General features: G+C 72.5%; 27 protein-coding genes. 11 read left to right on the forward strand and 16 right to left on the reverse strand.

Annotated features, from left to right (window positions below; genetic code table 11):
• Positions 1–147: 147 nt before the first annotated feature.
• A complete protein-coding gene (locus C1701_RS00245) occupies positions 148–714 on the reverse strand; it encodes a TetR/AcrR family transcriptional regulator (protein WP_103055280.1) in 567 nt (188 codons plus the stop codon).
• Between the two features lie 102 nt (positions 715–816).
• On the opposite strand from C1701_RS00245, the gene C1701_RS00250 reads away from it, so the two are divergent.
• The gene (locus tag C1701_RS00250) at positions 817–1,767 is read left to right on the forward strand and encodes an NmrA/HSCARG family protein (protein ID WP_026420197.1); all 951 of its coding nucleotides are present in this window, start codon (positions 817–819) and stop codon (positions 1,765–1,767) included.
• Between the two features lie 299 nt (positions 1,768–2,066).
• Here C1701_RS00250 and C1701_RS00255 read toward each other — a convergent pair whose 3' ends face one another.
• Together C1701_RS00255 and C1701_RS00260 are read right to left on the reverse strand one after the other, a co-directional pair.
• Complete coding sequence (locus tag C1701_RS00255) at positions 2,067–2,612, reverse strand: hypothetical protein (RefSeq protein ID WP_051314276.1); 546 nt, start codon at positions 2,610–2,612, stop codon at positions 2,067–2,069.
• Positions 2,609–2,983, reverse strand: a complete 375-nt coding sequence (locus C1701_RS00260; RefSeq protein WP_026420196.1) for a hypothetical protein — start codon at positions 2,981–2,983, stop codon at positions 2,609–2,611. The genes C1701_RS00255 and C1701_RS00260 overlap by 4 nt, the downstream gene beginning before the upstream one ends.
• A gap of 48 nt (positions 2,984–3,031) precedes the next feature.
• Here C1701_RS00260 and C1701_RS00265 point away from each other — a divergent pair, with 48 nt between their 5' ends.
• Positions 3,032–3,682 carry a TetR/AcrR family transcriptional regulator gene (locus C1701_RS00265; protein WP_051314275.1) on the forward strand — a complete coding sequence of 217 codons (651 nt, stop codon included), beginning with the start codon at positions 3,032–3,034 and terminating at the stop codon, positions 3,680–3,682.
• A gap of 217 nt (positions 3,683–3,899) precedes the next feature.
• Here the strand turns inward: C1701_RS00265 and map are convergent, their stop codons facing one another.
• Positions 3,900–4,724 (reverse strand): type I methionyl aminopeptidase, encoded by an 825-nt coding sequence (gene map, locus C1701_RS00270; RefSeq protein WP_030225916.1) that lies wholly within the window; start codon positions 4,722–4,724, stop codon positions 3,900–3,902.
• Positions 4,725–4,811: 87 nt separating this feature from the next.
• Here map and C1701_RS00275 point away from each other — a divergent pair, with 87 nt between their 5' ends.
• Positions 4,812–5,081, forward strand: coding sequence for a helix-turn-helix transcriptional regulator (locus tag C1701_RS00275; protein WP_026420194.1), 270 nt, complete (start codon positions 4,812–4,814; stop codon positions 5,079–5,081).
• A gap of 469 nt (positions 5,082–5,550) precedes the next feature.
• On the opposite strand, the gene C1701_RS00280 is transcribed toward C1701_RS00275, so the two are convergent.
• The 5 genes from C1701_RS00280 to C1701_RS00300 all read right to left on the reverse strand — a co-directional run bounded on the left by C1701_RS00280 (position 5,551) and on the right by C1701_RS00300 (position 10,227).
• Positions 5,551–6,774: a cytochrome P450 gene (locus C1701_RS00280; RefSeq protein WP_026420193.1), complete on the reverse strand. Its 1,224-nt coding sequence runs from the start codon at positions 6,772–6,774 to the stop codon at positions 5,551–5,553.
• 69 nt (positions 6,775–6,843) lie between these two features.
• Positions 6,844–8,073: an NAD(P)/FAD-dependent oxidoreductase gene (locus C1701_RS00285; RefSeq protein WP_030107086.1), complete on the reverse strand. Its 1,230-nt coding sequence runs from the start codon at positions 8,071–8,073 to the stop codon at positions 6,844–6,846.
• Entirely contained in the window at positions 8,070–8,270 is a 201-nt protein-coding gene (locus C1701_RS00290; protein WP_026420191.1) for a ferredoxin, read from the reverse strand. The genes C1701_RS00285 and C1701_RS00290 overlap by 4 nt, the downstream gene beginning before the upstream one ends.
• Before the next feature lie 41 nt (positions 8,271–8,311).
• On the reverse strand, positions 8,312–8,965 hold the full coding sequence (locus C1701_RS00295) for a TetR/AcrR family transcriptional regulator (protein WP_103055281.1): 654 nt from the start codon (positions 8,963–8,965) through the stop codon (positions 8,312–8,314).
• Positions 8,959–10,227 carry a cytochrome P450 gene (locus tag C1701_RS00300; RefSeq protein ID WP_051712848.1) on the reverse strand — a complete coding sequence of 423 codons (1,269 nt, stop codon included), beginning with the start codon at positions 10,225–10,227 and terminating at the stop codon, positions 8,959–8,961. The genes C1701_RS00295 and C1701_RS00300 overlap by 7 nt, the downstream gene beginning before the upstream one ends.
• Before the next feature lie 144 nt (positions 10,228–10,371).
• On the opposite strand from C1701_RS00300, the gene C1701_RS00305 reads away from it, so the two are divergent.
• The gene (locus C1701_RS00305; RefSeq protein WP_030107089.1) at positions 10,372–10,602 is read left to right on the forward strand and encodes a hypothetical protein; all 231 of its coding nucleotides are present in this window, start codon (positions 10,372–10,374) and stop codon (positions 10,600–10,602) included.
• 24 nt (positions 10,603–10,626) lie between these two features.
• Here C1701_RS00305 and C1701_RS00310 read toward each other — a convergent pair whose 3' ends face one another.
• Positions 10,627–11,316 (reverse strand): TetR/AcrR family transcriptional regulator, encoded by a 690-nt coding sequence (locus C1701_RS00310; RefSeq protein WP_030225923.1) that lies wholly within the window; start codon positions 11,314–11,316, stop codon positions 10,627–10,629.
• A gap of 207 nt (positions 11,317–11,523) precedes the next feature.
• On the opposite strand from C1701_RS00310, the gene C1701_RS00315 reads away from it, so the two are divergent.
• The 4 genes from C1701_RS00315 to C1701_RS00330 all read left to right on the forward strand — a co-directional run bounded on the left by C1701_RS00315 (position 11,524) and on the right by C1701_RS00330 (position 15,412).
• Positions 11,524–12,978 carry an MFS transporter gene (locus C1701_RS00315; RefSeq protein ID WP_103055282.1) on the forward strand — a complete coding sequence of 485 codons (1,455 nt, stop codon included), beginning with the start codon at positions 11,524–11,526 and terminating at the stop codon, positions 12,976–12,978.
• 355 nt (positions 12,979–13,333) lie between these two features.
• Positions 13,334–13,861: a winged helix-turn-helix domain-containing protein gene (locus C1701_RS00320; protein WP_030107093.1), complete on the forward strand. Its 528-nt coding sequence runs from the start codon at positions 13,334–13,336 to the stop codon at positions 13,859–13,861.
• Between the two features lie 76 nt (positions 13,862–13,937).
• Positions 13,938–15,020 carry a serine hydrolase domain-containing protein gene (locus C1701_RS00325; protein ID WP_103055283.1) on the forward strand — a complete coding sequence of 361 codons (1,083 nt, stop codon included), beginning with the start codon at positions 13,938–13,940 and terminating at the stop codon, positions 15,018–15,020.
• Positions 15,020–15,412: a hypothetical protein gene (locus tag C1701_RS00330; RefSeq protein WP_026420186.1), complete on the forward strand. Its 393-nt coding sequence runs from the start codon at positions 15,020–15,022 to the stop codon at positions 15,410–15,412. Before C1701_RS00325 ends, C1701_RS00330 begins: the two co-directional genes overlap by 1 nt.
• Positions 15,413–15,587: 175 nt before the next feature.
• On the opposite strand, the gene C1701_RS00335 is transcribed toward C1701_RS00330, so the two are convergent.
• Positions 15,588–16,256 carry a response regulator transcription factor gene (locus C1701_RS00335; protein WP_026420185.1) on the reverse strand — a complete coding sequence of 223 codons (669 nt, stop codon included), beginning with the start codon at positions 16,254–16,256 and terminating at the stop codon, positions 15,588–15,590.
• A 734-nt stretch (positions 16,257–16,990) separates the two neighbouring features.
• Here C1701_RS00335 and C1701_RS00340 point away from each other — a divergent pair.
• The gene (locus C1701_RS00340) at positions 16,991–17,848 is read left to right on the forward strand and encodes a DUF4097 family beta strand repeat-containing protein (protein WP_155886244.1); all 858 of its coding nucleotides are present in this window, start codon (positions 16,991–16,993) and stop codon (positions 17,846–17,848) included.
• Positions 17,849–18,014: 166 nt separating this feature from the next.
• Here C1701_RS00340 and C1701_RS00345 read toward each other — a convergent pair whose 3' ends face one another.
• The 5 genes from C1701_RS00345 to C1701_RS00365 form a co-directional block, all read right to left on the reverse strand.
• Positions 18,015–19,421: a sensor histidine kinase gene (locus tag C1701_RS00345; RefSeq protein WP_337662032.1), complete on the reverse strand. Its 1,407-nt coding sequence runs from the start codon at positions 19,419–19,421 to the stop codon at positions 18,015–18,017.
• A complete protein-coding gene (locus tag C1701_RS00350; protein WP_103055284.1) occupies positions 19,418–21,970 on the reverse strand; it encodes an FtsX-like permease family protein in 2,553 nt (850 codons plus the stop codon). The genes C1701_RS00345 and C1701_RS00350 overlap by 4 nt, the downstream gene beginning before the upstream one ends.
• Before the next feature lies 1 nt (position 21,971).
• On the reverse strand, positions 21,972–22,715 hold the full coding sequence (locus C1701_RS00355) for an ABC transporter ATP-binding protein (RefSeq protein WP_030107101.1): 744 nt from the start codon (positions 22,713–22,715) through the stop codon (positions 21,972–21,974).
• A 216-nt stretch (positions 22,716–22,931) separates the two neighbouring features.
• On the reverse strand, positions 22,932–23,720 hold the full coding sequence (locus C1701_RS00360) for an ABC transporter permease (protein WP_016697019.1): 789 nt from the start codon (positions 23,718–23,720) through the stop codon (positions 22,932–22,934).
• A complete protein-coding gene (locus C1701_RS00365) occupies positions 23,717–24,649 on the reverse strand; it encodes an ABC transporter ATP-binding protein (protein WP_026065685.1) in 933 nt (310 codons plus the stop codon). The genes C1701_RS00360 and C1701_RS00365 overlap by 4 nt, the downstream gene beginning before the upstream one ends.
• Positions 24,650–24,805: 156 nt before the next feature.
• On the opposite strand from C1701_RS00365, the gene C1701_RS00370 reads away from it, so the two are divergent.
• Complete coding sequence (locus C1701_RS00370) at positions 24,806–25,927, forward strand: sensor histidine kinase (protein WP_103055285.1); 1,122 nt, start codon at positions 24,806–24,808, stop codon at positions 25,925–25,927.
• On the forward strand, positions 25,924–26,571 hold the full coding sequence (locus C1701_RS00375) for a response regulator (RefSeq protein ID WP_026420181.1): 648 nt from the start codon (positions 25,924–25,926) through the stop codon (positions 26,569–26,571). Before C1701_RS00370 ends, C1701_RS00375 begins: the two co-directional genes overlap by 4 nt.
• Positions 26,572–26,678: the final 107 nt, after the last annotated feature.

The raw sequence follows: 26,678 nt of genomic DNA on the forward strand, positions 1-26,678 counted from the left end.
CGCTCCGCCACCAGACCGGTTCGCATCCTCCTGCCGGCGACGGCGACCCGGGCCAGGGGACGTGGGCCGTTCCCCGTCCGGCGGACTGACTCCGCACGCGGTCCACGCCTGAGCGCGGGACGGACCTGGTCCGTCCCCGGGGCTCGCTCAGGTCCGAGGGCTCAGGCCCGTGACGGCCAACCGGAACAACCGGTCCGCCTGGGCACCGGGGTCAGGGTGGTGCTCCGTGGCCAGGGCGATGCCGACGGCCAGCGTGATCAGGTCCGGGACGGTGACGTCCTCGGCCACGGCCCCGTCCTCCACGGCAGCGCGCAGCAGCGGGGCGGCGGCTTCCTCCAGGGCGTCCGAGCAGCTGTTGCCGTGCGCCTGGGCCGACTCGGCTCCGTCGTAGGCCAGCGCGACCGCCAGTCCCCGGGCGGAGACGCAGTAGGAGACGACCTCGCCCAGCCAGTTCACGAGCGCGGTCCGGCTGTCGGCCGCGCGGGCCAGTTCGTGGGCGCGGACGCACAGGGCCTCGATCCGTTTCCGGGAGACCGCCTCCAACAGCGCTCGGCGAGTGGGGAAATGCCGGCGCACGGTCGCCGAGCCAACCCGCGCGGTGCGGGCGATCTGTTCCATGGAGGCGTCGGCGCCACGGGTGGCGACCTCGTCCTCGGCCACCGCGAGGATGTGCGCGTAGTTGCGCCTGGCGTCGGCACGCTGGCGCTCGGGCATGTCGTCACCTCCAGGTTTGCCAAGTGGCGGGGCCCGCCGTATCGTACCCGAACACAAACGGCGGGCCCCGCCACTTACGTCTCCACCCAGTCGAGGAGCAGCATGCCCACGAATCCCGCGCCCGTCCTGGTCACCGGCGCCACCGGCAGGCAGGGGGGCGCCACCGCCCGCGCCCTGCTCGCCGACGGCGTTCCCGTGCGTGCCCTCGTGCGCGACCCCGCGACCGACCGAGCGAAGGCCGTGGAGGAACTCGGCGCCGAACTGGTCACCGGCGATCTCCACGACCGCGACTCGGTGATCCGCGCGGCCGAGGGAGCCCGCGCCGTCTTCTCCGTGCAGATGCCCCGCATGAGCGAGGACGGGGTCGACTTCGCCGGGGAGGTGGTCCAGGGCCGCAACCTCGTCGAGGGCGCGAAGGCGGCCGGAGTACCCCAGTTCGTGCACACGTCGGTCTCCGGCGCCGGCCAGCACACCGGGACCCCCGGCTGGGCCGAAGGCCACTGGTCCTGGATGGAACCCACTCTCGGCGCCAAGTGCGCGGTCCAGGACCAGGTCCGCGCGGCCGGCTTCCCGCACTGGACCATCCTCAAGCCGGTCTTCTTCATGGAGAACTTCCTCCCGTCCATGGCCTACCTCTTCCCGCGCGGCATCGAGGGCGGCCTGGTCACCCTCCTGCGCCCCGAGGTCCGGATACCCGTGGTCGCGGTGGCCGACATCGGCAGGGCGGCGGCCGCCGCCATCGCCGCACCGCGGCGGTTCGACGGGGTCGAACTGGAACTGGCGAGCGACTACCTGTCGATGGCGGAGGTCGCCGAGGTCCTCTCCCGCGTCCTGGGCAGGCGGTTGTCGGCCCCGGACATGACCGAGGAGGAGGCCGTCGCCGCCGGCATGCCGCCGATGGGTGCCTCGCACAAGTGGCTCAACGCCGCCGGCCAGCCGGGCCGCCCCCGGTTCGCGCGGGATCTCGGCATCCCGCTCACCAGCTTCGAGGACTGGGCCCTGGAGCACATGCGGGCCGAGGTGGGGCAGGCCCCCGGTTCTCCCGCCGTCTGAGGGACGCACCCCCTGACCGGACCCGAGCCAGCGCGGAGCGGGCTCGAGGTGGCGTGGAGGCATGGGTCCGCGCCCCCGTCAGGGCGACGTCCGAGTGGGATGCCGGTCTCGGTGGCCTCGTTCGCCTGCCTGGCGACGCCGCCGCGTGGAGCCGCGTTGCCAGTGGTCCTCGCCGGGCGAGGTGACCGAGACCGCCCGCACGAGGACCAGCTCCAGGGGCTTACCCGGCCCGCTCCTGATGGGTAGGCGCTCGCCGGACGCGCGGTGGGGGACCGTGCATTCGGTCCGCAGTCGACCCGTCAGGCCCGGGCGACATCAGCGGACGCTCGCGCTTCGCGCAGCTCCGATCGGGCGCGGACGATCTCGCCGACGAGGAGAGGTCCGAGGAAGAACACGGCGAGCACGGTGCCGAACGCCACCCAGGAGAGCAGCGCGACCCCGGAGTCCGCGATCGAGGCGGTGCGGTGGCCCACCCAGATCGCGGCCGCCGCGAGGCTCGCCAGGGCGCAGAGCATCGCGGCGAGGCGGTGCCGCGCCCACGCGGCCAGCCCCAGGACGGCGACCATCGGCGGCAGGAACATGCCCAGTTCGTGGTCGCGCACGATGAAGACGACGTAGGAAGCGGTCGCGATCAGCGTGGATGTGAGCGGGAATCGGGCGAACGACGCGAGCGCGACGCACCCGAGAACCACCATCGCGAAGGCGAGGGCGTCGACCGGGCGGGTCGGGCCCCACCCCGCCGCCGGGGTGAACGGGTCGCCCGTGACGGTGCCGATCGTCGCCCCGAGTTCGACGATCAGCACGACGAAGGCGACGACCGGCCAGATGAGCGTCCGGCGCGTCATGTCCACACCACCGCGACGATGACGTCGGTGACGCCGAGCCCGCCGGCGGCGTGGAACAGCTGTCGCACCGAGGCGGTGTCCGCTCCCCGACGGCGTCGCGCGATGAGCGCGGCGACGAGCGCCCCGAGAGCGACGAGGGCGATGCCGAGCTTGACGATCACCTTGACCTCGTCGACATCGAGCCCCTGCAGGCGCCGCGCGGCGATGAGGGCGTTGCCGGTGACGACCTGCACGATCGCGCCGGTGAGCATCAGGCGCAGGCGGAACGCCTCCCGGCTGCGGAGTTGCAGGAGGAAAGGACCGATCAGGGCCGCGAGGCCGAGGAAGTGGGCGACCAGGAGCGCGAGGCGCGTGATCTCTAACAGCGACATGTTCCTCCTAGGGGTGAGTAAGTATTCACTCACCCCTAGAGTGGCAGTATGCCGCTACCCAGGTCAACTTCGACTCCGCGCGGCGACGCACCGTCCGCCTACGAACGCATCCTGGACGCGGCGGCGGTCGTCATGCGCCGCGACGGGCTCATGCGCGCCACCACCAAGGAGATCGCCCGCGAGGCCGGCTGCTCGGAGGCGTTGCTCTACAAGCATTTCCCCGACAAGCGCGACATCTTCCTGCGAGTGCTGACCAACCGCTCACCGCGGCTCGATCTGGCCGGGGGACTGGCTGGCACCGGCACGGTCACCGCCAACCTGGAACATCTCGTCGCGAACCTGCTGCGGTTCTACGAGCAGGGTTTTCCGATCGCCGCATCGATCTTCGGCAACACCGAACTCCTGCGCGCTCACCGACAAGCGATGGTCACCCGCGGCGCCGGCCCCCACGGCCCCTCGGCTGGCCTCGCCCGCTACCTCGACCAGGAGGTCCGACTCGGCCGGCTGCGCGACCTTGACGCCGACGCCGTCGCACGCCTGCTCACCGGCGCCGCGCTGCACGAAGCCTTCCTTGCCGCCTACACGGGCGAGCCGGTACCCGACCCGACGGCCCTCGCCCAGCGCCTCGTCGCGGCCCTCGACCTCTCCCCGCCACAGGAGGAACGGCGCGACGAACCGGCACCGGACCGAGGAGCGTGACCAACCGACGCGATCGGCGCGGCCACCATCCCGCTCGGTCGCGGTGACCTTCCACGTCACGCGGATCCGCCCCTCCTCGGGGCGCTTCGGGTCGAGTGGGTGCCGCCGCCGGGCGGCGCGTGGTCCGCACGCCAGCCCCGAGGGATCGCGCCCATCCGGCCACCGGGTGCGCCTGGCGCGGGCGGCCGGGTCGGAGGAGCCGCCCGCGTCGGACCGGTCAGGCGTCCTTCGCGCCGGGAGGCCCGCCGGAACCGCCGGCCGTCGCGGCGGCCTCGGGTTCGCGCCGGGTGAGCACCCGGGGGCCGTCCTCGGTGATCGCGACGGTGTGCTCGGAGTGGGCCGTGCGTGAGCCGTCCGCCGAGCGGATCGTCCAGCCGTCCGGGTCGTACACGATCCGGTCGGTCGTCCGCGCGAACCAGGGCTCCAGCGCGAGGGTGAGCCCGGGGCGGAGCGTCAGGCCACGACCGGCCCGCCCCTCGTTGGGGACGTGGAGGTCCTCGTGCATGGTCCGGCCGATGCCGTGCCCACCGAACTCGGTGTTCACCGGGTAGCCGTAGTCGCGGGCCACCTCTCCGATCGCCGCCGAGATGTCCCCAAGGCGGTTGCCGGGGTGCGCCACCGCGATCGCCGCCTCCAGTGCCTCCTCGGTGGCGCGGATGATCCGCAGGTCCTCCTCGGCTGGCGTGCCCACGATGACGGTGCGTGCCGAGTCGGCCGCCCAGCCGTCGATGCTGACCGCGAGGTCAGCGCTGAGGACGTCCCCGTCCCGCAGCGTGTAGTCGTGGGGGAGTCCGTGCAGGACGGCGTCGTTGACCGACAGGCAGATGACGTTGCGGAACGGTCCTCGACCGAAGGACGGGGTGTAGTCCCAGTAGCAGGACTCGGCTCCGCGCCGCGCGATCATGCCGCGCGCGTGGTGTTCAAGGTCCATGAGGTTGACGCCCACGTCGGCGAGACGGCCGACCTCGGTGAGCACCTCGGCGACGAAACGCCCGGTCACGTGCATGCGGTCGATCTCCGCAGGCGTCTTCAGTTCGATCACGCGCACCTCGCGTCACAGGTAGTGGTATTACTATACCCGCCACCCTAGCACTTGACGGTATACTAATACCAACCCTAGGCTGGGAACATGGTCCGCCACCCGCTCACCCCCGAACAGATCGAAGCCGGCAGGCGCCTCGGAGCCCTGCTGCGGCAGGCGCGAGCGGAGCGGGACCTGACGGACGTCGCGCGCGCGGCCGGCATCTCACCGGAGACCCTGCGCAAGATCGAGACCGGCCGGCTGCCCTCCCCGGGATTCGGCACGATCATCTGCCTCGCCGAGGCGCTGGACCTCTCCGTGGAGCGGTTGGCAGCCACCTGGCGCGGCAGCGGCCTGCCCCTGGGAGCCGTGTCCTAGCCGTTCCCCCCGCGCACCGGACCCCACCGACACCGAGGGCGAGAAGCCGGTGTCCGACCGCGCGGCGGTCCAGGATCGAGAAGGGGAACCAGGGGCTCACCGGGTGCGACGTGCTGGCTGGCTGACGGCCACCGGGCCGAACGTTCCGGTGAGCGAACCGTCGACGCGTGGGACGGCTCGCTCGACACGCGGGGCTCCCGCGAGGGCGGCTCGGCGGAGCGGCGGAAGCAGGAGGAACGGTCCCGGCCCACTCCGCACCGCGTGCCGGGACCGACCTGCCACCGGTGGGTGGCCGTCGGCAGCGCTCCCCGTACGCCTCCCCCGGTGGCCGGCCAGGCACGGCACCTCGGCTGGGAGGCGCCGCCCCCGGCCGCCCCGAGGCGGTTCCCGGCCGGACCAGGGCCGGGCCCGGGCGCGCCCTCCCGGCGGGTGCCGGCCACGGGGCGACCGCCGGTGGCGCACCCGGTGCCTACCAGGTCACCGGGAGCTCGTAGACGCCGTAGACGAAGCCGTCGTGCTTGAAGGGGATGGTCTCGAACTCGGTGGCGAGGCGGAGCTCGGGGAGCCTGCGGTACAGCGTGCGGTAGACGACCTCGAGTTCGAGCCTGGCCAGGGGCTGGCCGAGGCACTGGTGCACCCCGAAGCCGAACGCCACGTGGTGCCGGGCCTCCCGGGTGATGTCGAGCTCGTCGGGGTCGTCGAACGCCCGTGGGTCCCGGTTGGCCACGTCGTTCGGCAGGATCAGCCCCTCCCCCGCCCGCACCGGGCACCCCGCGACCTCCATGTCCTCCACCGCGACGCGGCGCCGCCCGCCGTGGGTGATGTTGAGGTACCGGAGCAGTTCCTCGACCGCCCGCGTCGCCACGGTCGGATCGTCGGAGTCGCGGAGCAGCGCGAGCTGGTCGGGGTTGCGCAGCAGCAGGAGCGTGCTCAGCGCGATCATGTTCGCCGTCGTCTCGTGCCCGGCGATGAGCAGGAGCACGGCCATCTCGGTGGCCTCACGCATGGTGAGGTCCCCGGCCGCCACCCGCCGGGCCAGCCGGGACAGCAGGTCGGCGCCGCCGGGTTCCCCCAGCTTCTCCCCGACGAGTCCCCCCAGGTAGCGGGCCAGTTCCCCGGAGGCCTCCGCCCGCTGCTCCGGAGTGGACTTCCGGTGCACCATCGTCCTGCTGTTCCGCTGGAAGAAGTCGTGGTCGGCGTAGGGCACGTCCAGCAGGTCGCAGATGACCAGGGAGGGCACCGGGAGCGCGAACGCCTCGACGAGGTCGACGGGGCGGGGGCCGGCGAGCAGGCCGTCCACCGCCTCGTCGACGATGCGCTGCACGGCGGGCCGCATCGCGGCGACGTTCTTCACGGTGAAGGCCGACCCGACCATCCGCCGCAGCCGCGCGTGCTCGGGATCATCCATGCCGATGAAGCTGAGACTGGCCCGGCCCGGGGCCGACCGGGGGTAGGTGGGGTGGGTCATGTCGGCGCTGACCCGCCGGTCGGACAGGACGGCGCGTTGGTCGGCGAACCGCGTCACCAACCACGGGGTGGTGCCGTCCCAGAGCCGAACCCGGGCCAGGGGCGTCTCCTCGCGGAGTCGCTCCAGCCGCGGGGGCGGGTCGAACGGGCAGCCCTCCGCGCGGGACATCGGGTAGTCGGGCGCGTCGGCCGGCGGGTGGTTGGCGGGGTCCAGGGTGCTCGTCATCGAATTCCTTCCGTGGCGGGCTCCCCGCCTTCCCTGCGGCGGGGGTGCCGGTGGGGCCGGCGGCGCGGGCTAGGCGGACGTGGGGGCGACGGCGGGTTGGCCGGTGTCCACCGCGGTCGGTGCGGTACGCGCTGGTGGTGGCCCGAGGAGGCGTTGCCGCAGTCGCCTGGCCTGTTTGGGCATGTTCCAGCCGAGGACGCCCACGGGCCGGCCCTCCCGCCGGTAGACGGCCACGAACCCACGGGACCCCAGTTCGCCGTCCTCGACGGTGACCTCGGCGTCGCGGGGCGGCAGGCCGTGGACCTGGAGCCTGGCGTCGAACTGGTCGGTCCAGAAGTAGGGCACGGGGGTGTACGGGCGGTCGGCACCCAGGATGTTCTGGGCGACCACCCCGGCCTGTTCGGTGGCGTTCGTGCGGTTCTCGAGTCGCATGCCGACGCCCAGGCCCTCGTGGAACCAGTGGGCGACGTCGCCGACGGCGTAGACCCCGTCGGCCGCCCGGCACCGGGAGTCGCAGCGCACTCCGCCGGTCAGGTCGAGCCCGCTGCCCGCCAGCCAGTCGGTGTTGGGCACCGATCCGAGGGCCACCAGGACGACCTCGGCCGGGATCTCCTCGCCGCCCTCCAGGGCCACCCCGGTGATCCGCCCCTCCCGGGCGACGAGCCCGGTCACGGCCCGGCCCAACCGGAGCCGCACCCCGTTGTCGGCGTGGGTCCGGCGCAGCAGGCCGGCCACCAGCGGGCCCAGCTGCGCCTCCAGTGGCGCCGCCTGGGGCCCGGTGAGGGTGACGTCGTGCCCGGCGGCGCGGGCGGTCGCGGCGACCTCCGCCCCCAGCACGCCGTCCCCCACCACGACCAGCCGGGTCCCGGGTCGGAGGTCCTCGCGCAGCGCCAGGCAGTCGTCGAGGGTGCGCAGCACGTGGACGCCGGCGAGACCGTCCTGCCCCGGGAACGTCCTCGGTCGGACCCCGGTGGCGAGCACCACGACGTCCGAGCGCAGCAGCCGTCCCGACGCGGTCCGCACCACCCGGTTGCCCGCGTCGAGGGAGACCGCCGGGTCGCCGAGGACCACCCGGACGTCCAAGGCGTCCAGAGCGTCCTCCTGGCGGAGCCGCACCCGGTCCGGTGCCCAGGCCCCGGCGAGGACCTGTTTGGACAGCGGAGGCCGGTCGTAGGGCGGGTGGGTCTCCGCTCCGAGGAGGGTGACCCCGTCGGTGTACCCCCGGCGGCGCAGGGCCTCGACCGTCGCGAGCCCGGCGGCGGACGCACCGACGACGAGCACCTCCGCCGGGGTGTTCACGGAGCTGTCCGCAGGGTGATCGCGGCGGCGGGGCAGACGTCGGCGGCCTCGCGGACGGCGTCGTGCAGCTCGGCCGGCGGTTCCGCGTTCAGCAGGACGACGACGCCGTCCTCGTCGCGCTGGTCGAACACGTCGGGGGCCGCCAGCACGCACGATCCCGCTCCACAGCACTTGTCCTCGTCGACGGACACCTTCATCGTTCTCGCTCCTTCGTCCTTCGTGGTGGTGGGTGGTCTCCTCAGCCGGTGGCCGAGGTGACGGGTGCGTGCCAGAGCCCGACGATGGCGTCGACGAGCGCGGCCGCGGCGCCGTCCCAGGTGGCTTTCGGGGTCGGCCTGCCGTCGGCGAGGGCCGCCTCCCGTTCGGCGCACAGGTGGGACAGGAGGGTGCGGGCCATCACCCCGCGTTCGAGGTGGACCGGTAGTGGCAGGGTGGGCAGGCAGCGGTTGAAGCCCTCCACGATGCGACGCAGGGCCTCCGTGGTGAGCGCGTCCTCCATGATGATCCTGCGCAACGCGGGGTCGGTCAGCGCCTGGGCGCTGAAACGCGCGTACCAGGAGGGAGTGCCGAGCCGGTCCAGGTGGTCGGTGAACGGCCACACCAGGCACGCCACCCAGTCGCGCGCGTCGTGGCTGCCCTCGATGCGGGCGAGCATCCGCTCCCTGGTCGCCTCGATGGCACGGGAGTGCCTGCCGATGATGGCCCGCACCAGCTCGGTCCTGCTCCCGAAGTGGTACCCGACGGCGAAGTTGTTGCCCTGGCCGGCCGCCTCACCCACCTGCCGGTTGGAGACGGCGGAGATCCCGCGTTCGGCGAAGAGCCGCTCGGCCGTGGTCAGGATCAGCTCCCGGGTGTCCTCCGCGCGTCGGGTCCCGTGTCCCGTGGTCACCATCGAACCGGTAGTTCCTGGAGCCCGCCGACCACCAGCCCCTCCACCCGCGCCAGGTCCTCGGGGGCGACGGCGAGCTCGAGCGTGGGGAGGCGGCGCAGCAGCACGGAGAGCACGGCCTGGAGTTCGGTGCGGGCGAGGGACTGCCCGAGGCAGGAGTGGCCGCCCGCTCCGAAGGCGAGGTGCGTGTTGGGGCTGCGGGTGAGGTCCAGCTGGTGGGCGTCGGGGAAGACCCGCTCGTCGCGGTTGGCGGCGCTGAGGTTGCAGACGACGGTGGTACCCCTGGGCACGAGGGTGCCGCCGACCTCGGCGTCCTCGGTGATGTAGCGGGGGATCCCGAAGCCGCCGTTGGCGTCCATGCGCAGGAGCTCCTCCACGGCGGTCCGCACGAGGGACGGGTCGGCGACCAGCGCCTCCCAGCGTCCCCGGTCCACGAGCAGCATGCCCACCATCTTGCCGATCATGTTCGACGTCGTCTCGTGGCCGGCGACCAGCAAGCCCTGCGCCGTCGCCAGCAGCGCCTCGTCCGGCATGACGTGCCCGTGGGTCTCCGCGGTGGCGATCAGCTCGCTGATCAGGTCCTCCCCCAGGTTCTCCCGGGTGGTCGCGATGTGGCCGACCATGTAGGCGCGGAACTCGGCCTGCGCCGCGTCGATCTCGTCCTGCTCGTAGCGGGTCAGGCTCAGCAGGGTGTTGGACCAGTAGGCGAAGCGGTCCCGGTCGGCCTCCGGCACGCCGAGCATGTCGCAGATGACCCAGACCGGCAGCGGGAAACCGACCATCGACCTGAGATCGGCGGGAGCGCCGTGCTCCAGCATGGCGTCGACCAGGCGGTCGGTCATGGCCTCGATCCCCGGGCGGAGCTGGGTCATGCGCTTGGCGGTGAACCACTTGCCGACGAGCCGCCGCCACTGCTGGTGGGTCTCCTCGGGCATGGCGCTGGCGAGTGCGCCGTTGAAGACCCCGCCGGACTCGTTCGCCGCGATGCGGGCGGCGTCGGGGGCGTTGAGGTGGCGGGTGAACCGGGGGTCGGAGAGCACCTGCCTGACGTCGTCGTACCGGGTCAGCAGGGAGGCCGTGTCGCCGCTCGGCAGGGTGACCGGGGCGACCGGGCACCGCCCTCGCAGTTCGGTCCACTCCGTCGGTGGTTCCAACGCGGCCGGGGCCGGGATGGGGTAGTCCAGCTTCTGGTCGGCGTCGCCGAGTGCCACCGCGTCCTCCTGGGTGTCGATGTCCTCCGGTCCAGCTAAACGAAATCCCCGCATTGAGTCAAGCGACTGACTTACGACTTCTGGAGGTGATCACCATGACACAGGGTGACGGCAGCACCGCGGACAGGTCCAGTCCCCCGAGCCGAACGGTCCAGCCCCGCGGCGACCGGATCGCCCGGACCACTACGCCCAGAGGGGGTGACCGGGCACCACCATCCCCTTCGGACCTCGGTCGAACGCGGGCACGCCGACACCACCACGGGGGACGGCTTCCACGAGCTGAGCCTCCTGAGCACCACCCGGATCGGGGCCCGCGCGGGGAAGCAGCTCAACCAGGGACGCGGGCCGCGCCGCCCGGTGTCGGGACCTCGTGGGAGCACCCCGGCCACCACCGCCCACCCGTCCCAGCCGGACGTGGAGGACCGGTGACGGGCGGGCACCCGAGGGCCGCGATCACAGTCCCGGCGGCCTCGGCCGGGAGCGCTCACCCGCGTGGGGCGCCGTCCACAGCCCGACGATGGCGTCGACGAGACCGGTGGCGGCTCCGTCCCACCCGGCACGAGGGGTGACCTCTCCTTCGGCCAGCGCCCGCTCGCGTTCCGCGCAGACGTGGAGGATGAGGTGTCGGACCATGTCCGCGCGGTCCGCCCGCACGTCGGGCGGGACCTCCGGGAGGCAGGACGACAGCTGGTCGAGCACCTCGCGCAGCGAGGGCGAGGCCAGGGACTCCTCCGCGAGGACGGGGCGGAAGGCGGGATCGGTCATCACCTGCGCGGCGAACCGGGCGAACCAGGTCGGCCCGTCCAACGAGGACAGATGGGAGGTGACCGGACGCACCAGGCAGTCCACCCAGTCGCGGACCTCCCGCGAACCCCGCACGGCCGAGACGCACGCCACCCGCAGCTCCTCGATGGCCTCGGTGTGCCGGCGGGCGATGGCGCGGACCAGGTCGGCCTTGGTGCCGAAGTGGTAGCCAACCGCCGCGTTGTTGCCCTGTCCCGCCGCCGCGCTGATCTGGCGGTTGGACACCGCGTACAGGCCCTCCTCGGCGAACAGCCGTTCCGCCGTGGCGAGGATCTGACGTCGCGTGACCTCGGCCTGCGCCGCCCTCGGTCGCCTGTCGACATCCGCCACCACGGTCACCACCCTACAGGCAGCTCACGGGGTGTTCGGACCCTCGATCTTCGGTCCCCCACCCCGTGCCCGACCACCACTCCGACGATCCGATCCGACATCGTGACCTCCCTGGTCTCCGCCCGGTGACGCCCCAGTGAATCCGGCGGGACTAGGCTAAGTCAAGCAACTGATTTAACATCGGTTCGCTCCCCTCTTCCCGACGGAGGCTCCGCCATGTCCACCGCACCCGTCCGCTCCGCCGACCCGACGGACCGACCACCGGCGAACACCGTGGTGGCCGTGCTCGCCTTCTCGGGCATCGTCGTGTCGCTCATGCAGACGGTCGTGATCCCGCTCGTCCCGCAGTTGCCCAACCTCCTGGGAGCTCCCGCGGCCGACACGACCTGGGCGATCACCGCGACCCTGCTCGCCGCCGCCGTCGCGACGCCGACCATGGGCCGTCTCGGTGACATGTACGGCAAACGGCGGATGCTGCTGATCAGCCTGGCGCTCCTGGTCGCGGGCTCGGTGGTGTGCGCGCTCAGCGACAGCCTGTCGCCGATGATCGTGGGACGTGCCCTCCAGGGGTTGGCCTCCGGGGTCATCCCGCTGGGCATCAGCATCATGCGCGACGAACTGCCCGCCGAGCGGCTCGGCTCGGCCACCGCGCTGATGAGCGCCTCCCTCGGCGTGGGTGGCGCGCTGGGCCTCCCCGCCGCGGCCCTGCTCGCCGAGCAGTTCGACTGGCACGTCCTGTTCTGGACGGCGGCCGGCCTGGGGGCGTTCGCGCTGGTCCTGGTGCTGGCACTGGTCCCAGAGTCCTCGGTGCGCTCGGGCGGCCGCTTCGACCTCGTCGGCGCGCTTGGCCTCTCGGCGGCGCTGGTCTGCCTGCTCCTGGCCATCTCCAAGGGAGCGGACTGGGGCTGGGGCAGCGGAACCACCACGGGCCTGCTCGCCGCCACCGCCGCCCTGCTGGCCGCCTGGGGCTGGTGGGAGCTGCGGACCCCCGGCCCCCTGGTGGACCTGCGCACCAGCGCGCGTCCACCGGTGTTGATGACCAACCTGGCCTCGGTCGTGTTCGGCTTCTCGATGTTCGCGATGTCGCTGGTGCTGCCGCAGTTGCTGCAACTGCCCACCGGTACCGGTTACGGACTGGGCCAGTCGATGGTGGCGGTCGGCCTGGTCATGGCGCCCTCGGGGCTGGTCATGATGGCGATGGCACCGGTGTCGGCCCGGATCTCCCGGACCAGGGGGCCGAAGACGACCCTGATCGTCGGGGCACTCGTCGTGGCGACCGGCTACGCGCTGAACCTGCTGCTGATGACGGAGATCTGGCACCTCGTGCTGGTGTCGAGCGTCATCGGCGCCGGCGTCGGCCTGGCCTACGGCGCGATGCCCTCGCTGGTGATGGCGGCGGTTCCCGTGACGGCGACGGCGGCCGCCAACAGCCTGAACACGCTGATGCGCTCGATCGGCACCTCGGTGTCCAGCGCGGTGGCGGGGGTGGCGCTCGCCCGGATGACGATCTCGTTCGGGTCCGACACCCTGCCGTCGCAGGACGCGTTCCGGTTGGTGATCGCGATCGGGGCGGGTGCGGCCCTCACGGCCGCCGCCGTCGCGGCCCTGATCCCCGGCCGCCGACCCACCCCGGCCACCGACCGGCCGGCCCCAGTCGCAGCCCGAGGCTGAGGGACCACCTCCCCGTCACCCATCCCCTGGTGCGCCCGGAGGCCGTCGCTGATCGCCCGGCCTCCGGGTTCGTCGCTGGCACGCGGACTTCCCGGGTCCCGCTGGCACCCCACACCGGACATGGCACCGGGCCGCACCCCTTCCTGGGGTGCCCGCCCTCGGAACGTGACCGCCGACCAGCACGGGGAAGTACGTACTTGTTGAACATGGAGATCCCCACCTCGCCCGGGGATCGGCGCCGATCAAGCCCGCCCACCACCAGGTACACCGAAACCAGCGCCCCTGGCCATCGTCAGCCCCCTCCCACGACACCCACCAGTTGCAAAAAGTACGGACTTACGTAATACTCGTGGCCATGACGGACGAATCCGGGTCCACCGAGGAGCGCCTCGCGGCCCTGGAGGAGAGGGTGCGAGCCCTCGAAGCCCGCTGGGCCGAGGACGCCACCTCGGCCCCTGAGGCAGCGGACCTCGCCGAACGGTTCTGGGTGCTGCGGGGCCTGCGCCAACGGATGCCCGCCGACGCCGGAGGGCTGGTCTACGCGGGCGTCCTCCGGGACGCCGCCACTCCGGTGGAGTGGCAGTACGGGCATTCCTCCGAGGAGCTGTTGGCACTGGAGAGCCCGGACGCGGAGTCCACAGCGGACCGCCTCGCCGCGCTGGGCTCACCGGTCCGGCTGCGCCTGCTCCGCGAGGTGCTCAACGGCGTCACCAGCGCGGCGGAGCTGGCATCGCTGGACTCGATGGGCACCAAGGGGCAGGTCTACCACCACGTCCGCATCCTGACCGCCGCCGGCTGGTTGCGGTCGGTGGGCCGAGGCGCGCTGGAGGTTCCGCCCGCCAGGGTCATCCCGCTGCTGCTCGCCCTCGCGGCGGCGCGCTGACGACGCGTTCCCGCCGCCGACGCCGTCCACACCCAGGTCCCACGACATCCGCGCACCGACACCAGGGGGAACAGCCATGCCTTCGTTACCGCTACCCGCCCGCTCCTCGACCGTGGTCGCGCTGGTCACCACCGCCGCGCTGAGCATCGGGATCCACACCGCGCCAGGCCCGTCCCAGTTGCCCGAGGACGCGCACGGCGGGCGAGAGCTCACCGACCTCGTGCTGGAGATCGCCGGCGAGGACCACCGGGCGCTCGCCGCCGCCGTCGTGACACCGGAAGGCCGCCACACGACCGTCATCGGCACCGACCACGACTCCCGTTTCGAGGCCGGTTCCATCACCAAGGGCATCACCGGCCTGCTGTTGGCCGACGCGATCGACCGGGGCGAGGTCACGGCGGACACCCGCGTCGGGACGCTGCTCGACCAGCTCGAGGGCACCCCGGCCGGGGAGGCGACCCTGGCGGAACTGGCCACCCACACCTCCGGACTGCCACCGCAGATCCCCTCCCGCCGCCAGTACCTGCTGAACCTGTGGGCGAGTTGGACCGGATCGTTCCCCTACCCGTCGAGCACCGAGGACCGGCTCGCCGAGGTCGCCGAGCTCGCGGCGGACTCCGAACCCGGCACCTACTCCAACGTGGCGTTCGAGGTCCTGGGAGCCGCGCTGGGCGAGGTCGCCGGCCAGGACTACCCGGAGCTCGCGCGGGACCGGGTCCTCGCCCCGGTCGGCCTGGCCGACGCGCACATCCCGACCAGCCCGGCCGAACTGGACCGGCGGGACCTCCTCGGGGAGGACGCGTCCGGTCGGACCGTCGCCGCCTGGGCGGGCGAGTCGATGGCACCCGCGGGTGGCCTGCGGATCCACGCCGACGACCTGGCCGTCCTGCTGTCGGCGTTGCTGGACGGGACCGCACCGGGCATGGACGCCCTCGAACCCCGTGGTGAGCTGGGGCCCGACCGGATCGGCTGGGCGTGGATCACCACCGAGACCGAGGACGGACGGCAGGTGGTGTGGCACAACGGCCACACGTCCGGGTTCGCCGCGTTCCTCGGGGTCGACCGGGAGGCGGGGACCGGGGTGGCCCTGGTGTCCGCGACCGGGCAGTGGGTCGACGCGGCAGGCTGGGAACTGCTGGCGAGGTCGGGAGAGCTCTGATGGAGGCACCCCTGCTGGGCGCGGTCCCCGCCCTCGTGGCCCTCGTGTTCATCGGGGTGCTCCTCACCAGGGCGTGGGGTCGCGGGAAGGCCGCGGCCAGGGACAGGTACGCCCTGGTGAGCGGAACGGTGGACGCCGTCGTGATCGCCTCGGTGGCGCGGGTGCTCGTCGCACCCCACGGCATGACGTCCTGGGGGTGGGCGATCAGCTGGGGCTGGGTCGCTGCCTGCGGCGCGATCGGCGTCGGGGTCGCGGGCGCCTGCCTGCGCTGGCGGTCCTTGCCCTGGGATGCGCCCACCAGGGCGGACCGCGCTCCCCGCCCCCGCCTGCGCGGAGTGCTCAGTGGCGCCTACGTGGCGGCGGGCGCGGCACTCGTCGTGCTCGTCAGCTAGTCGGCGTCATTCGGCCCACGGACCGGGCGCGCGCTCGCTCACCGGTCCGCCCCGCCGTCGCACGCCACCGCGTCCACCCCGGCGGCGCATCCGCTCCAGGCGCATCGGGTAGTCGACTCGCCCCCGATGGCTCCGCGCCCGCTGAGGTGAGGGAAACCCCGGTCGACCGCCTCGGTCAGGCGTCCCGCAGGTAGGTCAGCACCGCCAGCACCCTGCGGTGACCGTCGTCCGCGTTGAGCCCGAGCTTGTGGAAGATGTTGCCCACGTGCTTGGCGACGCCGGCCTCGCTGATGTGGAGTTGCCGCGAGATCATGTTGTTGGTGCCGCCCCGGGCCATCAGCCCGAGCACCTCGAGTTCCCGGGCCGTCAGCGCGGCGAGCGACTGCTGCTTCCGGCGGTCGGACATCATCTGCCTGACGACCTCGGGGTCGATCACCATCCCGCCGCCGGCGACGCGGCTGATCGCCTCGGCGAACTCCCCGACCTCCCCGATCCGGTCCTTGAGCAGGTAGCCGAGGCCGGCGGTGCTGGTCCTGGTGCCGCCGAACAGTTCGACGGTGTAGGCGGTGGCGACGTACTGGGAGAGCACCAGGACGGCCAGATCCGGATGGTCACGCCGCAGCCTGACGGCGGCGCGGAGTCCCTCGTCGGAGTAGCCGGGGGGCATCCGCACGTCGGTGATGACCAGGTCGGGCCGGTGTTCGTCGACCGCGGCCACCAGCCCCTCGACGTTCTCCACGGCGGCCACCACCTCATGATCGAGGCGGGTCAACAGTCCGGTCAGCCCCTCCCTGATCAGGAGTGAGTCCTCCGCGAGGACGATTCGGACGGGACGACTGGACATCGGTGCTCCACCGTGGACGCTCGGGACGAGGGGTACGGATGATCACGCACAGTATGCCCGTCAGCTACGTTCACCCTTGTGTCGGATCCCGCGTCCAGGTGAGCCAGCTGCTGGTTCGCCGTCGTCGTGAGTCCACCTCATCGCAGGAGCGGTCGGCACGGCACCACCCACGTCCTCGGGTACCGGTCCTCGGCCGTCGCGGGCGCCGGCCACCAGATCCGGGACCGCCGGTGCGTCGGACTTCCCCCGCCCAACCTGATCGTCGGCCGCGGTGATCCTCGGACCAGGAATGTCCTCCCGGTCCGATCCGAGTCCGAGATCGCACACGTTGGCGTACTGCCAGTCGGCCGCGGTCGTGGTCGTGAAGCGATTCCTCGTGCTCGGCACGACCGCGCCCTGGGCGCGTTGGCGACATCGAGCCGCGGGCGGCGAGCGGCTATCGCCGCCCTGACCGGTCCCGGTCCGCCCGCTCCCGTCGGCTGGTCCCGACTGGAAGGCACCTGACCTGCCGGTACTCCACGCTCATCCGCTCCTGCCCGAGTGGCGGCGGACCGCTCGCGGGAATGGCGCCGTCGACGCGGTAGAGGATGTGGGACAGCCGTGACTACAGCAGGCTATACCCGCGATTCGGGGTTTTCCCGGATTCCTCGGCGGTGGGTGCGACGCTAGTTTGATTCCCTGTCCCCCGAAACGCGGAAGGGGGAAAGGAAATCGGGCGGAGAAAGGGAGAAGGAATGGGCCACAAGGCGGCTCCGCCAGTGATGGCCATCGCGCTCGTGGCGGCGGCTGCCGTCTCGGCCGGCTGTTCGCCCACGACGAACCAGGAGACGCTGACATCCAGCCACGAGTTCCCGCTCACCGGCGAGCGCCTCATCGTCGAGGTGGTCGGCAGTGCGGTCGAGCTTCGCGAGTCCGATGTGGACTCGGTGAGCTTCGACCAGTACCTCGGTGGTGCCGCGGCCAGCGAGGGCAACGCCAGCTGGACGGTGGAGCGCGACAGCCTCCTGGTGGAGACCACCTGCACCGGTTTCACCCCCGGCTGTTCGGGCCGCTACGCCATCACCGTGCCCGTGGGCACCGCCATCGAGCTGACGGGGCGGGGCCGGAGCGTCACCGTGACCGGCCTGACCGGCCCGGTCACGGCCAGTCTCGACAACGGCACAATCGACGTTTCCGACACCTCGGGCGACCTGGACCTCGCGGCCCGCTCCGGGCACATCAGGACGGACAACACCTCGGGTTCCCTCCGGGCGAGCATCACCACCAACCACATGGAGATCCGGAACGCGAGGGGGCCGCTGGACCTGAGCAGCGAGTCAGGCAACCTCGTCGTGCGGGGCATCAGGTCACCGGAGGTCACGACCAACACCCGGAGCGGGGACGCGAGGCTGGTGTTCGCCGAGGCGCCCCGGCGGGTGAGGGCCACCTCGGCGGGAAGTGGCGACGTGCACGTGGCACTGCCATCGGGGCAGGAGACCTACCAGGTCGTCACCGAGGCCCGGCGGCTGGAGTCGGACGTGGATCACGACCCCGCGAGCGACCGGCTGATCTCCGTGGCCGGAAGCACCGTTCGCCTGACTCGGGACGCGTGACCCGGCCCGGGTCGACCGGGTCCACCCGGGGCGCCGACGAGGTCCGCGAAGCACGATGCCGCCACGGGCCCCAGCCGCCGTCCAGCGGGGTGCCGGGCGCGGGAGCCTGCCCGGAGGGGCGCCGCGCTGCCCGGTTCCGGGTCACGGCACCGAGCCCGGGTGGTGGTCAGCTCGCACCGGCGGCGTCGCCGGTGCGGGGCGGCGGGCAGGGGATGGTGACCGTGAGGGTGGTCGGTCCCCCGGTCGGGCTGGTGACCTCCAGCCGACCGTCGACGACCGCGACCCGGTCCTGGAGCCCCACGAGCCCGGTTCCCAGTCGGGTCGCGGACGCTCCTCCCACCCCGTCGTCGGTGACGGTGACGGTGAGCGTTCCCCGGTGCAGCCGACCGGTCACCTCAGCCCGCTCCGCCCGGCTGTGCTTGACGACGTTGGTGAGGGCCTCCCGCACCACGAAGTAGGCGGTCGCCTCGATCGAGGGCGGCAGCCGACGTCCCAGTTCGACATCGACGGTGACCGGGACCGGGCACCGTTGCGCGAGGTCCTCGACCGCGGCCCCGAGGCCGAGATCGGTGAGCACCCTGGGGTGGATTCCCCGGACCAGTTCACGCAGTTCGGTGAGCGCCGCCCTGGCCTGGTCGTGGGCCTCGTCGACGAGGCGGACGCCGCGCTCGTCCCCGGTCCTGGCCATCTCCAGCCTGGCCATGCCCAGGCTCATCATCAACGCGACCAGGCGTTCCTGCGCGCCGTCGTGGAGGTCCCGCTCGATGCGCCTGCGTTCGGCCTCGAACGCGTCCGCCAGTCGCATCCGCGAGGTGCGCAGCTCCCGGACCCTGGCCCCCAGTTCCTCCTCGGTGGGGGACAGCAGCAGTCGGGTCAGGGCCGCCTGCCCGAGGGCGATCGCCGAGGCCAGGTACAGCGACACCGGGGTCAGCACGAGGCCCAGCGCGGCCCAGCCCAGCGCCCCGGAGGCGGGGTCGTCGACGCCGAGGACGACGAGCAGGACGGTCAGGCCGAACCCGCCAGCGAGCAGGATGAGCCCCACCGCGTTGACGACGGCGAGCGGGAAGGCGACGACGAGGGCGTAGGCGAGCTCCCGCCACGTCGCTCGTTCCCGCAGCCGGCAGGTCAGCCACGGCCGGAGTCCCGACTCCGCCGGGGGGCGGTGCGCCGTCCGCAGGGGCAGGGAGTGGGAGTCCTCCACCAGTCGGAGCCGGTACCGCTCCACCACCGCCATCGGGATGCCCAGCAGCATTCCCCCGACCAGCAGGGGCACGCCGACCGCGACGGGAGCGAGGAGCAGGCCGAAGAACAGCGACACCGCGAACAGCACCAGCAGAACGGGCCCGCAGGCCGCTCCGACGGCGAGGTAGGCCAGTGAGCGCAGCGGCCACCAGGAGAACAGGAAGCGCAGCGGGTTACCGGTCAGCGCGGCGGCGAGGCTGGCGGGACGCCGGGAGGCGCGACGCCCCGGGTGGGCTGACGCCTCCCCGGTGCCCTGGCCACCGCCGGCACCCCCCGGGGTGCCCGGTTCCACGTCCGTCTCCGCCGGTACCTCGGTGGGCCTCGCGTTCACGGTCCCGCCCCCGCTCGTCCACGTCCGAGCAACGCGACCGGCAGCAGGCTCGCCGGCAGCGCCACCAGCAGGCAGGCCCCCGCCACCACGCCCAGGTCGCCCCACGGGATCGCGAGGTGCGCGGCGTCGACCGTCCTGGCCAGGGCGAGGTACACGCCGGTCCAGCTGACCGCCGCCGCGAGCACTCCCAGCAGCGCTCCGGTGAGGACCACCCCGACAGCCTCCCAGCTCATCATGCGGACCAGCTGGGCGCGGGTGGCCCCCGAGTCGCGCAGCAGGGCGAGTTCCGGGATCCGCCCGCCGGCCGACATCAGCAGCGTGTTGGCGATGGCGATGCTGGTGTAGAGCACGGCCATTCCGATGAGGACGAACGCGAACACCCGGCTCTCCTGGGCGTTGTCCACTTCCCGTTCCCACAACCAGCGCGCGCCCGGCGTGGCGACGGCTCCGACGGGGGCGAGGGCGTCGTTCAGCTCGGTCAGGGGGTCGTCGTCGGCCGGGGTGCGGTCGAGGGTGAGGTACAGCTCGGCGGTCATCGGGTCGCGGGAGTGCTGGGCGACCAGCTCGGGGATGACCAGGATCTCGGGGAGGTCGACCGAGTTCCGCAGCACGGCGGCGATCCGCAGTTCCCGCACCCGGCCGTCACCGAAGTGCACCGGGACGACCTGCCCGTGTTCCCACCCGGTGTCGTCGAGGACTGGTTGGGAGACGACGACGCTCTCCCCGTCAAGGGTCGCCGGGTCCCCCTCGGTGACGTCGAGCCGGTAGGTGTGCCGCACCGCCGTGGGGTCGACGCCGCCGATGGTGGTCGCCCGGGCGTAGGTGGCGGTGGGCACCCAGCCCCGGGTGCGGGTCACCGAGGCGAGCCCGACGACCTCGGGCGCGGCGCGGGCCACCTCGGCGGCTTCCGGTGGCAGGCCCGTCGCGGTGGTCGAGTGGACGATCACGTCGGCGGCGAGGTTGCGTTCGCTGTCCCGGGCGGTGGTGGCGCTGGTGATGCTGGTGGCCCCGAAAACCGTTCCGGCCAGTGCGACGGTGACGATCACCGGTGCCGTGGTCGAGGCCGTGCGGCGCATCCCGGTGCGCAGGTTGCGCGACGCCAGGAATCCGCTGGACCTGCTGAGCGAGGCGAAGGGGGTCACGACGATCGCCGCGAGGGCGGGCACGAACAGCGGTGCGAGGCTGACCAGGGTCAGGACGAGGAACACCGCCAGCAGGAAGGAGAAGACCACCACCCCGTCGGCGGCCGCGGTGGGCATCGTCGCCGCGATCAGCGCGCTCAGTGCCGCGCACACCCCGGTGGTGATCCAACGGCCGCGGGTCATGCGGCTGTCGTCGAGCTGGCCGAGTCTCGGAGGTTCGGTGGGCGAGACGCCACTGCCCCGCCGGGACGCCCCGACGACACCGGCCAACGCGACGAGGAGCCCGAGGACGAACGCGAGGGCCAGCGGACCGGGTGCTGTGGGCGCGTGGAACCCCGGCGGGGCGGCCCCGGCGTCGACGAGCAGCGCGGCGACCTGGCCGGCGGCCGCCGCTCCGAGGAACACCCCGACGGCGGAGGCCAGCACGCCGAGGATCAGCGCCTCCCCGACGAGCATCACCCGGAGCTGCCGGGCGGTGGCCCCCAACGCTCGTAGCAGGGAGAGCTCCCCGGTGCGTTGGGACACCGCGAACCCGAAGGTCCCGGCCACCACGAAGGTGGACACGAACAGCGCGATGACGGCCATCATCGCCAGCAGCGCGGTGATGTCCTGGGTGCCCTGCTGGTAGATCTCGTCCTGGGCGACGCCGCCCTTGGCCGGCCCGTGCAGCACGCGGAGCCCCTCGTCGGCGAACTCCTGGCGGATCGTCTCGGCGAGCCGGGCGGGGTCCTCCTCGGAGAACACCCCGAGGGCCACGGGGAGCTGTCCGTCGGGGACGAGCGACGCGGCGGTGGCGTCGTCGAGGAGGACCGTGGCCTCCCCGGGTATCCCGGTGCCACCGGGTGGTTCGGCCACGCCGACCACCTCGACGTCCTGGCGGCCGGTGGGGGCGGAGATCCGGAGCGTGGACCCGACGGTGATGCCGTCGGCGTCGGCCAACGACCGGCTCACCACGGCCTGCGCGGGTGCCACCGGTTCCTCTCCCTCCACCACGGTGAAGGGGGTCAGAGGAGCGTTGGACCAGGGTGCGCCGACCAGGTCCCGGAAGGGGGTGTCCGCGTCGTCCTCGGAGATCAGGCCGAGCGCGAAGGAGCCGTCGGCGACGACGTCGGTGACCCCGGGGGTGGTGCGGAGCCGGTCCGCGACCTCCGGGTCAACGCCCCGTTCCTCCCGTGCCGTGGGGTGCACGGTGCGATCGCCGACCTGGACCGGCACCTCCTGGTCGGCGCGGACGACCACGGCGGCGGCATCGTAACGACCGATCCCACCGAGCCCGGAACCGCTGGTGGAGGCGGAGAGCAGCTGGCCGGTGGAGGCCAACAGGGCGACTCCCAGGCAGAGCGCGACGAAGGACCCGACGAGCAGTCCTCGCCTGGCCCAGAGCGTGTGCAGCGCGACCCTCAGCATGTCACCCGCCCAACGTCGTCATCTGTTCGGCGACGGCGGCGGCCGAGGGGGCGACCAGTTCGCCGTGGACCTCCCCGTCGGAGAGGAAGACCACGCGGTCCGCCCACGCGGCGGACACGGGGTCGTGGGTGACCATGACCACCGTCCGCGAGTGCCGGTCCGCCGCGTCCCTGAGCAACGCCATCACGTCCCGGCTGGAGTTGGTGTCGAGCGCTCCGGTCGGTTCGTCGGCGAAGAGCACGGACGGTTCGGACACCAGCGCCCGGGCCACCGCGACCCGCTGCTGCTGGCCCCCGGAGAGCTGCGCCGGGCGCGCGGTGGCCCGGTCGGCGAGGCCCACCTGGTCGAGGACGAGTTCCACGTCGGCCCGCAGCGGGCGGCGGCCGGCCAGTCGCATCGGGAGTTCGACGTTCTGGCGGACGGTCAGCGCGGGCAGCAGGTTGTAGGACTGGAAGACGAAGCCGACCCGGTCCCTCCGCAGGCGGGTGATGTCGGGTTCCCCGAGCACGCTGATGGTGGTGCCCGCGAGGACGACCTCGCCCTCGGTTGGCCGTTCCAGGCCGGCGAGGCAGCGCAGCAGGGTGCTCTTGCCCGAACCGGACGGCCCCATCACGGCCGTGAAGGACGCCCGGGGGAAGCTGACGGTGACGCCGCGGAGCGCGGGCACCCTGTTCTCGCCCTTCCCGTACACCTTCCGGAGTCTCGACCCCCACAGGGGGACATCCTCCGTGACCTCCGGCTCCATCTGACCTCCCGCGTAGCACCACGCTGTTCGCGAGATCGAGTCAATCAGCACGGGGCCGGGAACTCACTGGAGTACGCACTCCACTTGCTGGTAGAGAGAACCCGACCACGCCGCCCCGAATCTGGTGGACGGTCGTGGTCGGGTCCTCCTCCCCCAGCCCCCGCTCGGGTGGCGGGCGGCTCCCTCAGCTGGGGCGGAGCGGGCGGGGTTCGGTGGTCACTGCCAGCGGAAGAACTTCGCGGCGACGAGGGAACCGATCAGCGTGGCACCGAGCAGGCTGAGGATGTGGGTCGTTTCCACCGACTGCCCCGCCCAGGCGGCGCCGAGGGCCTCGGCCGCCGCGCCGAAGGGGAGGAACTCGCCGATCGTGGCCATCAGGTCGGGCAGCGCCTCCCGGGAGCCGAACATGCCGCCGGTGGCTCCCATCGCGAAGAAGAGCACGAGCCCGATGGCGACGGAGGAGTTGGCCGTGGGGGCCAGGGCGGCGACGAGCATGCCGACCGCGTACATCGCGAACATGGTCAGGGCGAAGACGCCGAGCGCGACCAGCGGGGAACGGGGCAGGTTGCCGCCGAAGGCCGCGAGGGCGAGCGTGAGTGCCAGGGCGATGCCGATGACGCTCTGGATGACGCTGACCACGGCCTGGGCGACCAGGATCATCATCGGCTTCATCGGCGTCACGGCCAGCCGCCGCAGCACCCCGGACCGGCGGTAGTACGACAGGAAGCTGGGCATGTTCACCACGCCGACGGTCGCGACGACCATCGTGATGACCAGCGGGAGGACGAACACCTCCATGACCGTCAGGCCGTCCGTTCCCGGCAGGACCTGGTTGTCCATGCTGATGCCGTGCATCACCAGGAGCAGCATGGGCAGTCCGATGGGGATGAGCAGGCCCGCGGTGTCCCGCATGACCATCTTCGACTCGGCCAGGACGAGTGCCATCCAGGCGCCGAACCCGGGCGGGCGCGCCGTGATCTCGGGCTGTGTCGTCGGGGTGGTCACCGGGAGTCCTCCGTGGTGGCGTCGTCGTTGAGGGCACGCCCCGTGAGGGCGAGGAAGGCGTCGTCGAGGTTCGGCCGTTCGAGACGCGTCTCGGTGGCGATGATGTTGCCGTGCACGAGGGCGCGGCTGACCGACTGCAACAGGTCGCCGTCACCTCGCACGGTGACCTGACCGCCCTCGACGCGGACCGAGGTGACCTCGGGAAGCCTGTCGAGGACCGCCTGGTCGAAGGGGCCGTTGACCTGGAACCGGACCCGCTGGCCGAGTCCGGCGCCGGAGACCAGGCCGGCCGGGGTGTCGAGGGCGATGATCCGACCGGCGTCGATGATGGCGATCCGGTCGCACAGCCGCTCGATCTCCTCCATGAGGTGGCTGACGAGCAGGACGGTCACCCCGTCGGACCGCAGGTCCTCCACCAGCGCCCAGATGTCCCGGCGGGCCTGCGGGTCGAGACCGGTCGTGAGCTCGTCGAGCAGGGCCACCCTCGGGTTGCCGACGAGGGCCAGGGCGACGGAGAGCCGCTGTTGTTGCCCCCCGGAGAGGTTCTCGAACCGGTGGTCGCGCCGCGACGTCAACCCGACGCGGTCGATGAGCTCGTCGGGGTCGGCGCCGTCGCCGTAGAAGGAGCGGTACAGCCGCACCAGTTCCCGCACGGTGAGCGCGTTGTGGAGGTCGCTGGACTGGAGCTGCACGCCCAGGACCTGGCGGACCCGGTCGCGGTCGCGGTGCGGGTCGAGCCCGAGGACGCGCACCGTTCCCGAGGTCGGCCGGAGCAGACCGGCCACGCACTCGACGGTCGTGCTCTTGCCGGCTCCGTTGCGCCCGAGGATGCCGAAGATCTCCCCCTGCCGCACGGACAGGCTGACGTCGTGCACCGCGACGGTGGATCCGTATCGTTTGTGCAGTTCGTTGACCTCTATCGCTTGCAAGAACGCTTCTCCTGTCGGCTGGTGGATTCCCTCGTCCGGGGGATACCGCTGACGCTATTGCGCGGGCGGGTTCCCCCGCGCGTGCCAGAGGTCATGACGACCACCCATGACTTGTGGCAGGGGCGGCGGCCTGGGCCGGGTTCCTACGATGGCCGGGTGAGACGGCTGGACCCCGACACCTGGTCGGCGATCTTCGGACTCGTGGTGTGCCTGACCGCGGGGATTCCCGTGCTGCTGACGCAGCTCAACGGGCAGGAGGTGACGGTCGGTCCCCTCTGGCTGTGGTGGCTCGTCTTCCTCGGCTTCGTGACCTCGCTGGTCGCCTCCGCCATGCAGTCCGAGGAGGCGTCGCGGGGTTCCCGGTGGTCCCTCGCCGGTGCCGTGGTGCTCGGCTGCGCCCTCATGCTGTTGGCGCCGGGCGCCGGGTGGACGCAGATCGTGCTGGTGTACGTGGCCGCCATCAGCTGCTACATCGTGCCCTGGCGCGTGACGCTCGCGATCATCGTGCTCAACACGCTGGTGGTGCTCGTCGCCGCGTCCCAGGCCAGCCAGGAGATGCACAACGTCCTGTTCACGGCGATGCTCTACGCGTTCCTCCAGGTGGGGACCGCGCTGAGCGCCACCGCGCACCAACGGGACATCGAGTCGCGGGAACGCCTGGCGGTCGCCCACACCGAGCTGCGGGCGGCCAGCGCGATCCTCGCGGAGACGACCCGGGGCGACGAGCGCCTCCGGATCTCCCGGGAGCTGCACGACCTGATCGGCCACCAGCTGACGGTGCTCACCCTCGAACTGGAGGTCGCCGCGCACAAGAGCACCCCACCGGCCCTGGAGCACGTCGTCCGTGCCAGGAAGGTGGCGGGAGAACTGCTCGGCGACGTGCGCGCGACCGTCGGCGAGCTGCGCCGCCGCGCCCCGGACCTGCGGGACACCCTGGACCGGATCGTGCGGGACCTGCCCCAGCCGCTGGTGACGGTCCGGGTGGACGAGGACGTCCGGCTGGACGAGACGCGGGCGGCCGCGGTGGTGCGCTGCGCGCAGGAGATCATCACCAACACCATCCGCCACGCCGACGCGAAGGAGCTGTGGATCACGGTGAGCAGCGGGGAGAACGGCGAGGTGCGCCTGGTCGCGCAGGACGACGGGCGGGGGTCGGGGGACCTGGTGCTGGGCAACGGGCTGAGAGGGATGGTGGAGCGGGTGGAGGAACTCGGCGGACGGGCGCGGTTCCGGTCCGACAACGGTTTCCGGGTCGAGGCGGAGGTGCCGGCCGCGTGATCCGCGTGTGCGTGGTGGATGACCAGACCCTGGTCCGACAGGGCATCCGAGGTCTGTTGTCGCTGGCCGAGGACATCGAGGTGGTCGCGGAGGCCGACGACGGGATGGCAGCCCTGACCGTCATCGAGGAGACGACACCCGACGTGGTGCTGTTGGACCTGCGGATGCCCCGGCAGGACGGCATCTGGACCTTGGAGGCGCTGCGGGAGTCGGGGATCAGCGTGCCGGTGCTGGTCCTGACCACCTTCGACGACGACGAGCTGGTGTTGCGGGCGCTGCGGGCGGGTGCCCGGGGGTACCTGCTCAAGGACGTGACCCTGGAGCAACTGGTGGGCGCGGTGCGCACCCTGGCCTCGGGGGGAACCCTGGTGCAGCCGGCGATCACCGACCGCCTGCTGCGGGCGGTCCGGTCCCGCGAGGTGCCGTTCGACTCGGAGGTGACGCGGGTCGAGGACCTCACCGAGCGCGAGCTGGAGGTGCTGCGGCTGCTGGCCTCCGGATACGCGAACCGGGAGATCGCCGAGGCGCTGTTCCTGGCCGAGGGGACCGTGAAGAACCACGTCTCGTCGGTGCTGCTGAAACTGGGCACCCGGGACCGGACCCGCGCGGTGTTGCGGGCGCTGCACCTGGGTCTGCTGCGCTGAGGGTGGGCGGGTCGGCTCCGCTCCGCCCCGCGTATCCGGCCGGCCGGCGGGTAGCCGGGAGGAGGCCTACCCGCGCTGGAGGTGTCCGCGTACGCGCGCGGGGCGCG

Origin of the sequence: Actinoalloteichus sp. AHMU CJ021 (assembly GCF_002895405.1) — a bacterium.
In the GTDB taxonomy this organism is placed as follows: Bacteria; Actinomycetota; Actinomycetes; order Mycobacteriales; family Pseudonocardiaceae; genus Actinoalloteichus_B; species Actinoalloteichus_B caeruleus.

Coding starts and splice junctions, on each gene's coding strand:
- C1701_RS00245 (WP_103055280.1), bottom strand. CDS start 714: ATGCCCGAGCGCCAGCGTGCCGACGCCAGGCGCAACTACGCGCACATC.
- C1701_RS00250 (WP_026420197.1), top strand. CDS start 817: ATGCCCACGAATCCCGCGCCCGTCCTGGTCACCGGCGCCACCGGCAGG.
- C1701_RS00255 (WP_051314276.1), bottom strand. CDS start 2,612: ATGACGCGCCGGACGCTCATCTGGCCGGTCGTCGCCTTCGTCGTGCTG.
- C1701_RS00260 (WP_026420196.1), bottom strand. CDS start 2,983: ATGTCGCTGTTAGAGATCACGCGCCTCGCGCTCCTGGTCGCCCACTTC.
- C1701_RS00265 (WP_051314275.1), top strand. CDS start 3,032: ATGCCGCTACCCAGGTCAACTTCGACTCCGCGCGGCGACGCACCGTCC.
- C1701_RS00275 (WP_026420194.1), top strand. CDS start 4,812: ATGGTCCGCCACCCGCTCACCCCCGAACAGATCGAAGCCGGCAGGCGC.
- C1701_RS00280 (WP_026420193.1), bottom strand. CDS start 6,774: ATGACGAGCACCCTGGACCCCGCCAACCACCCGCCGGCCGACGCGCCC.
- C1701_RS00290 (WP_026420191.1), bottom strand. CDS start 8,270: ATGAAGGTGTCCGTCGACGAGGACAAGTGCTGTGGAGCGGGATCGTGC.
- C1701_RS00295 (WP_103055281.1), bottom strand. CDS start 8,965: ATGGTGACCACGGGACACGGGACCCGACGCGCGGAGGACACCCGGGAG.
- C1701_RS00300 (WP_051712848.1), bottom strand. CDS start 10,227: ATGCGGGGATTTCGTTTAGCTGGACCGGAGGACATCGACACCCAGGAG.
- C1701_RS00315 (WP_103055282.1), top strand. CDS start 11,524: ATGTCCACCGCACCCGTCCGCTCCGCCGACCCGACGGACCGACCACCG.
- C1701_RS00320 (WP_030107093.1), top strand. CDS start 13,334: ATGACGGACGAATCCGGGTCCACCGAGGAGCGCCTCGCGGCCCTGGAG.
- C1701_RS00325 (WP_103055283.1), top strand. CDS start 13,938: ATGCCTTCGTTACCGCTACCCGCCCGCTCCTCGACCGTGGTCGCGCTG.
- C1701_RS00330 (WP_026420186.1), top strand. CDS start 15,020: ATGGAGGCACCCCTGCTGGGCGCGGTCCCCGCCCTCGTGGCCCTCGTG.
- C1701_RS00335 (WP_026420185.1), bottom strand. CDS start 16,256: ATGTCCAGTCGTCCCGTCCGAATCGTCCTCGCGGAGGACTCACTCCTG.
- C1701_RS00340 (WP_155886244.1), top strand. CDS start 16,991: ATGGGCCACAAGGCGGCTCCGCCAGTGATGGCCATCGCGCTCGTGGCG.
- C1701_RS00350 (WP_103055284.1), bottom strand. CDS start 21,970: ATGCTGAGGGTCGCGCTGCACACGCTCTGGGCCAGGCGAGGACTGCTC.
- C1701_RS00355 (WP_030107101.1), bottom strand. CDS start 22,715: ATGGAGCCGGAGGTCACGGAGGATGTCCCCCTGTGGGGGTCGAGACTC.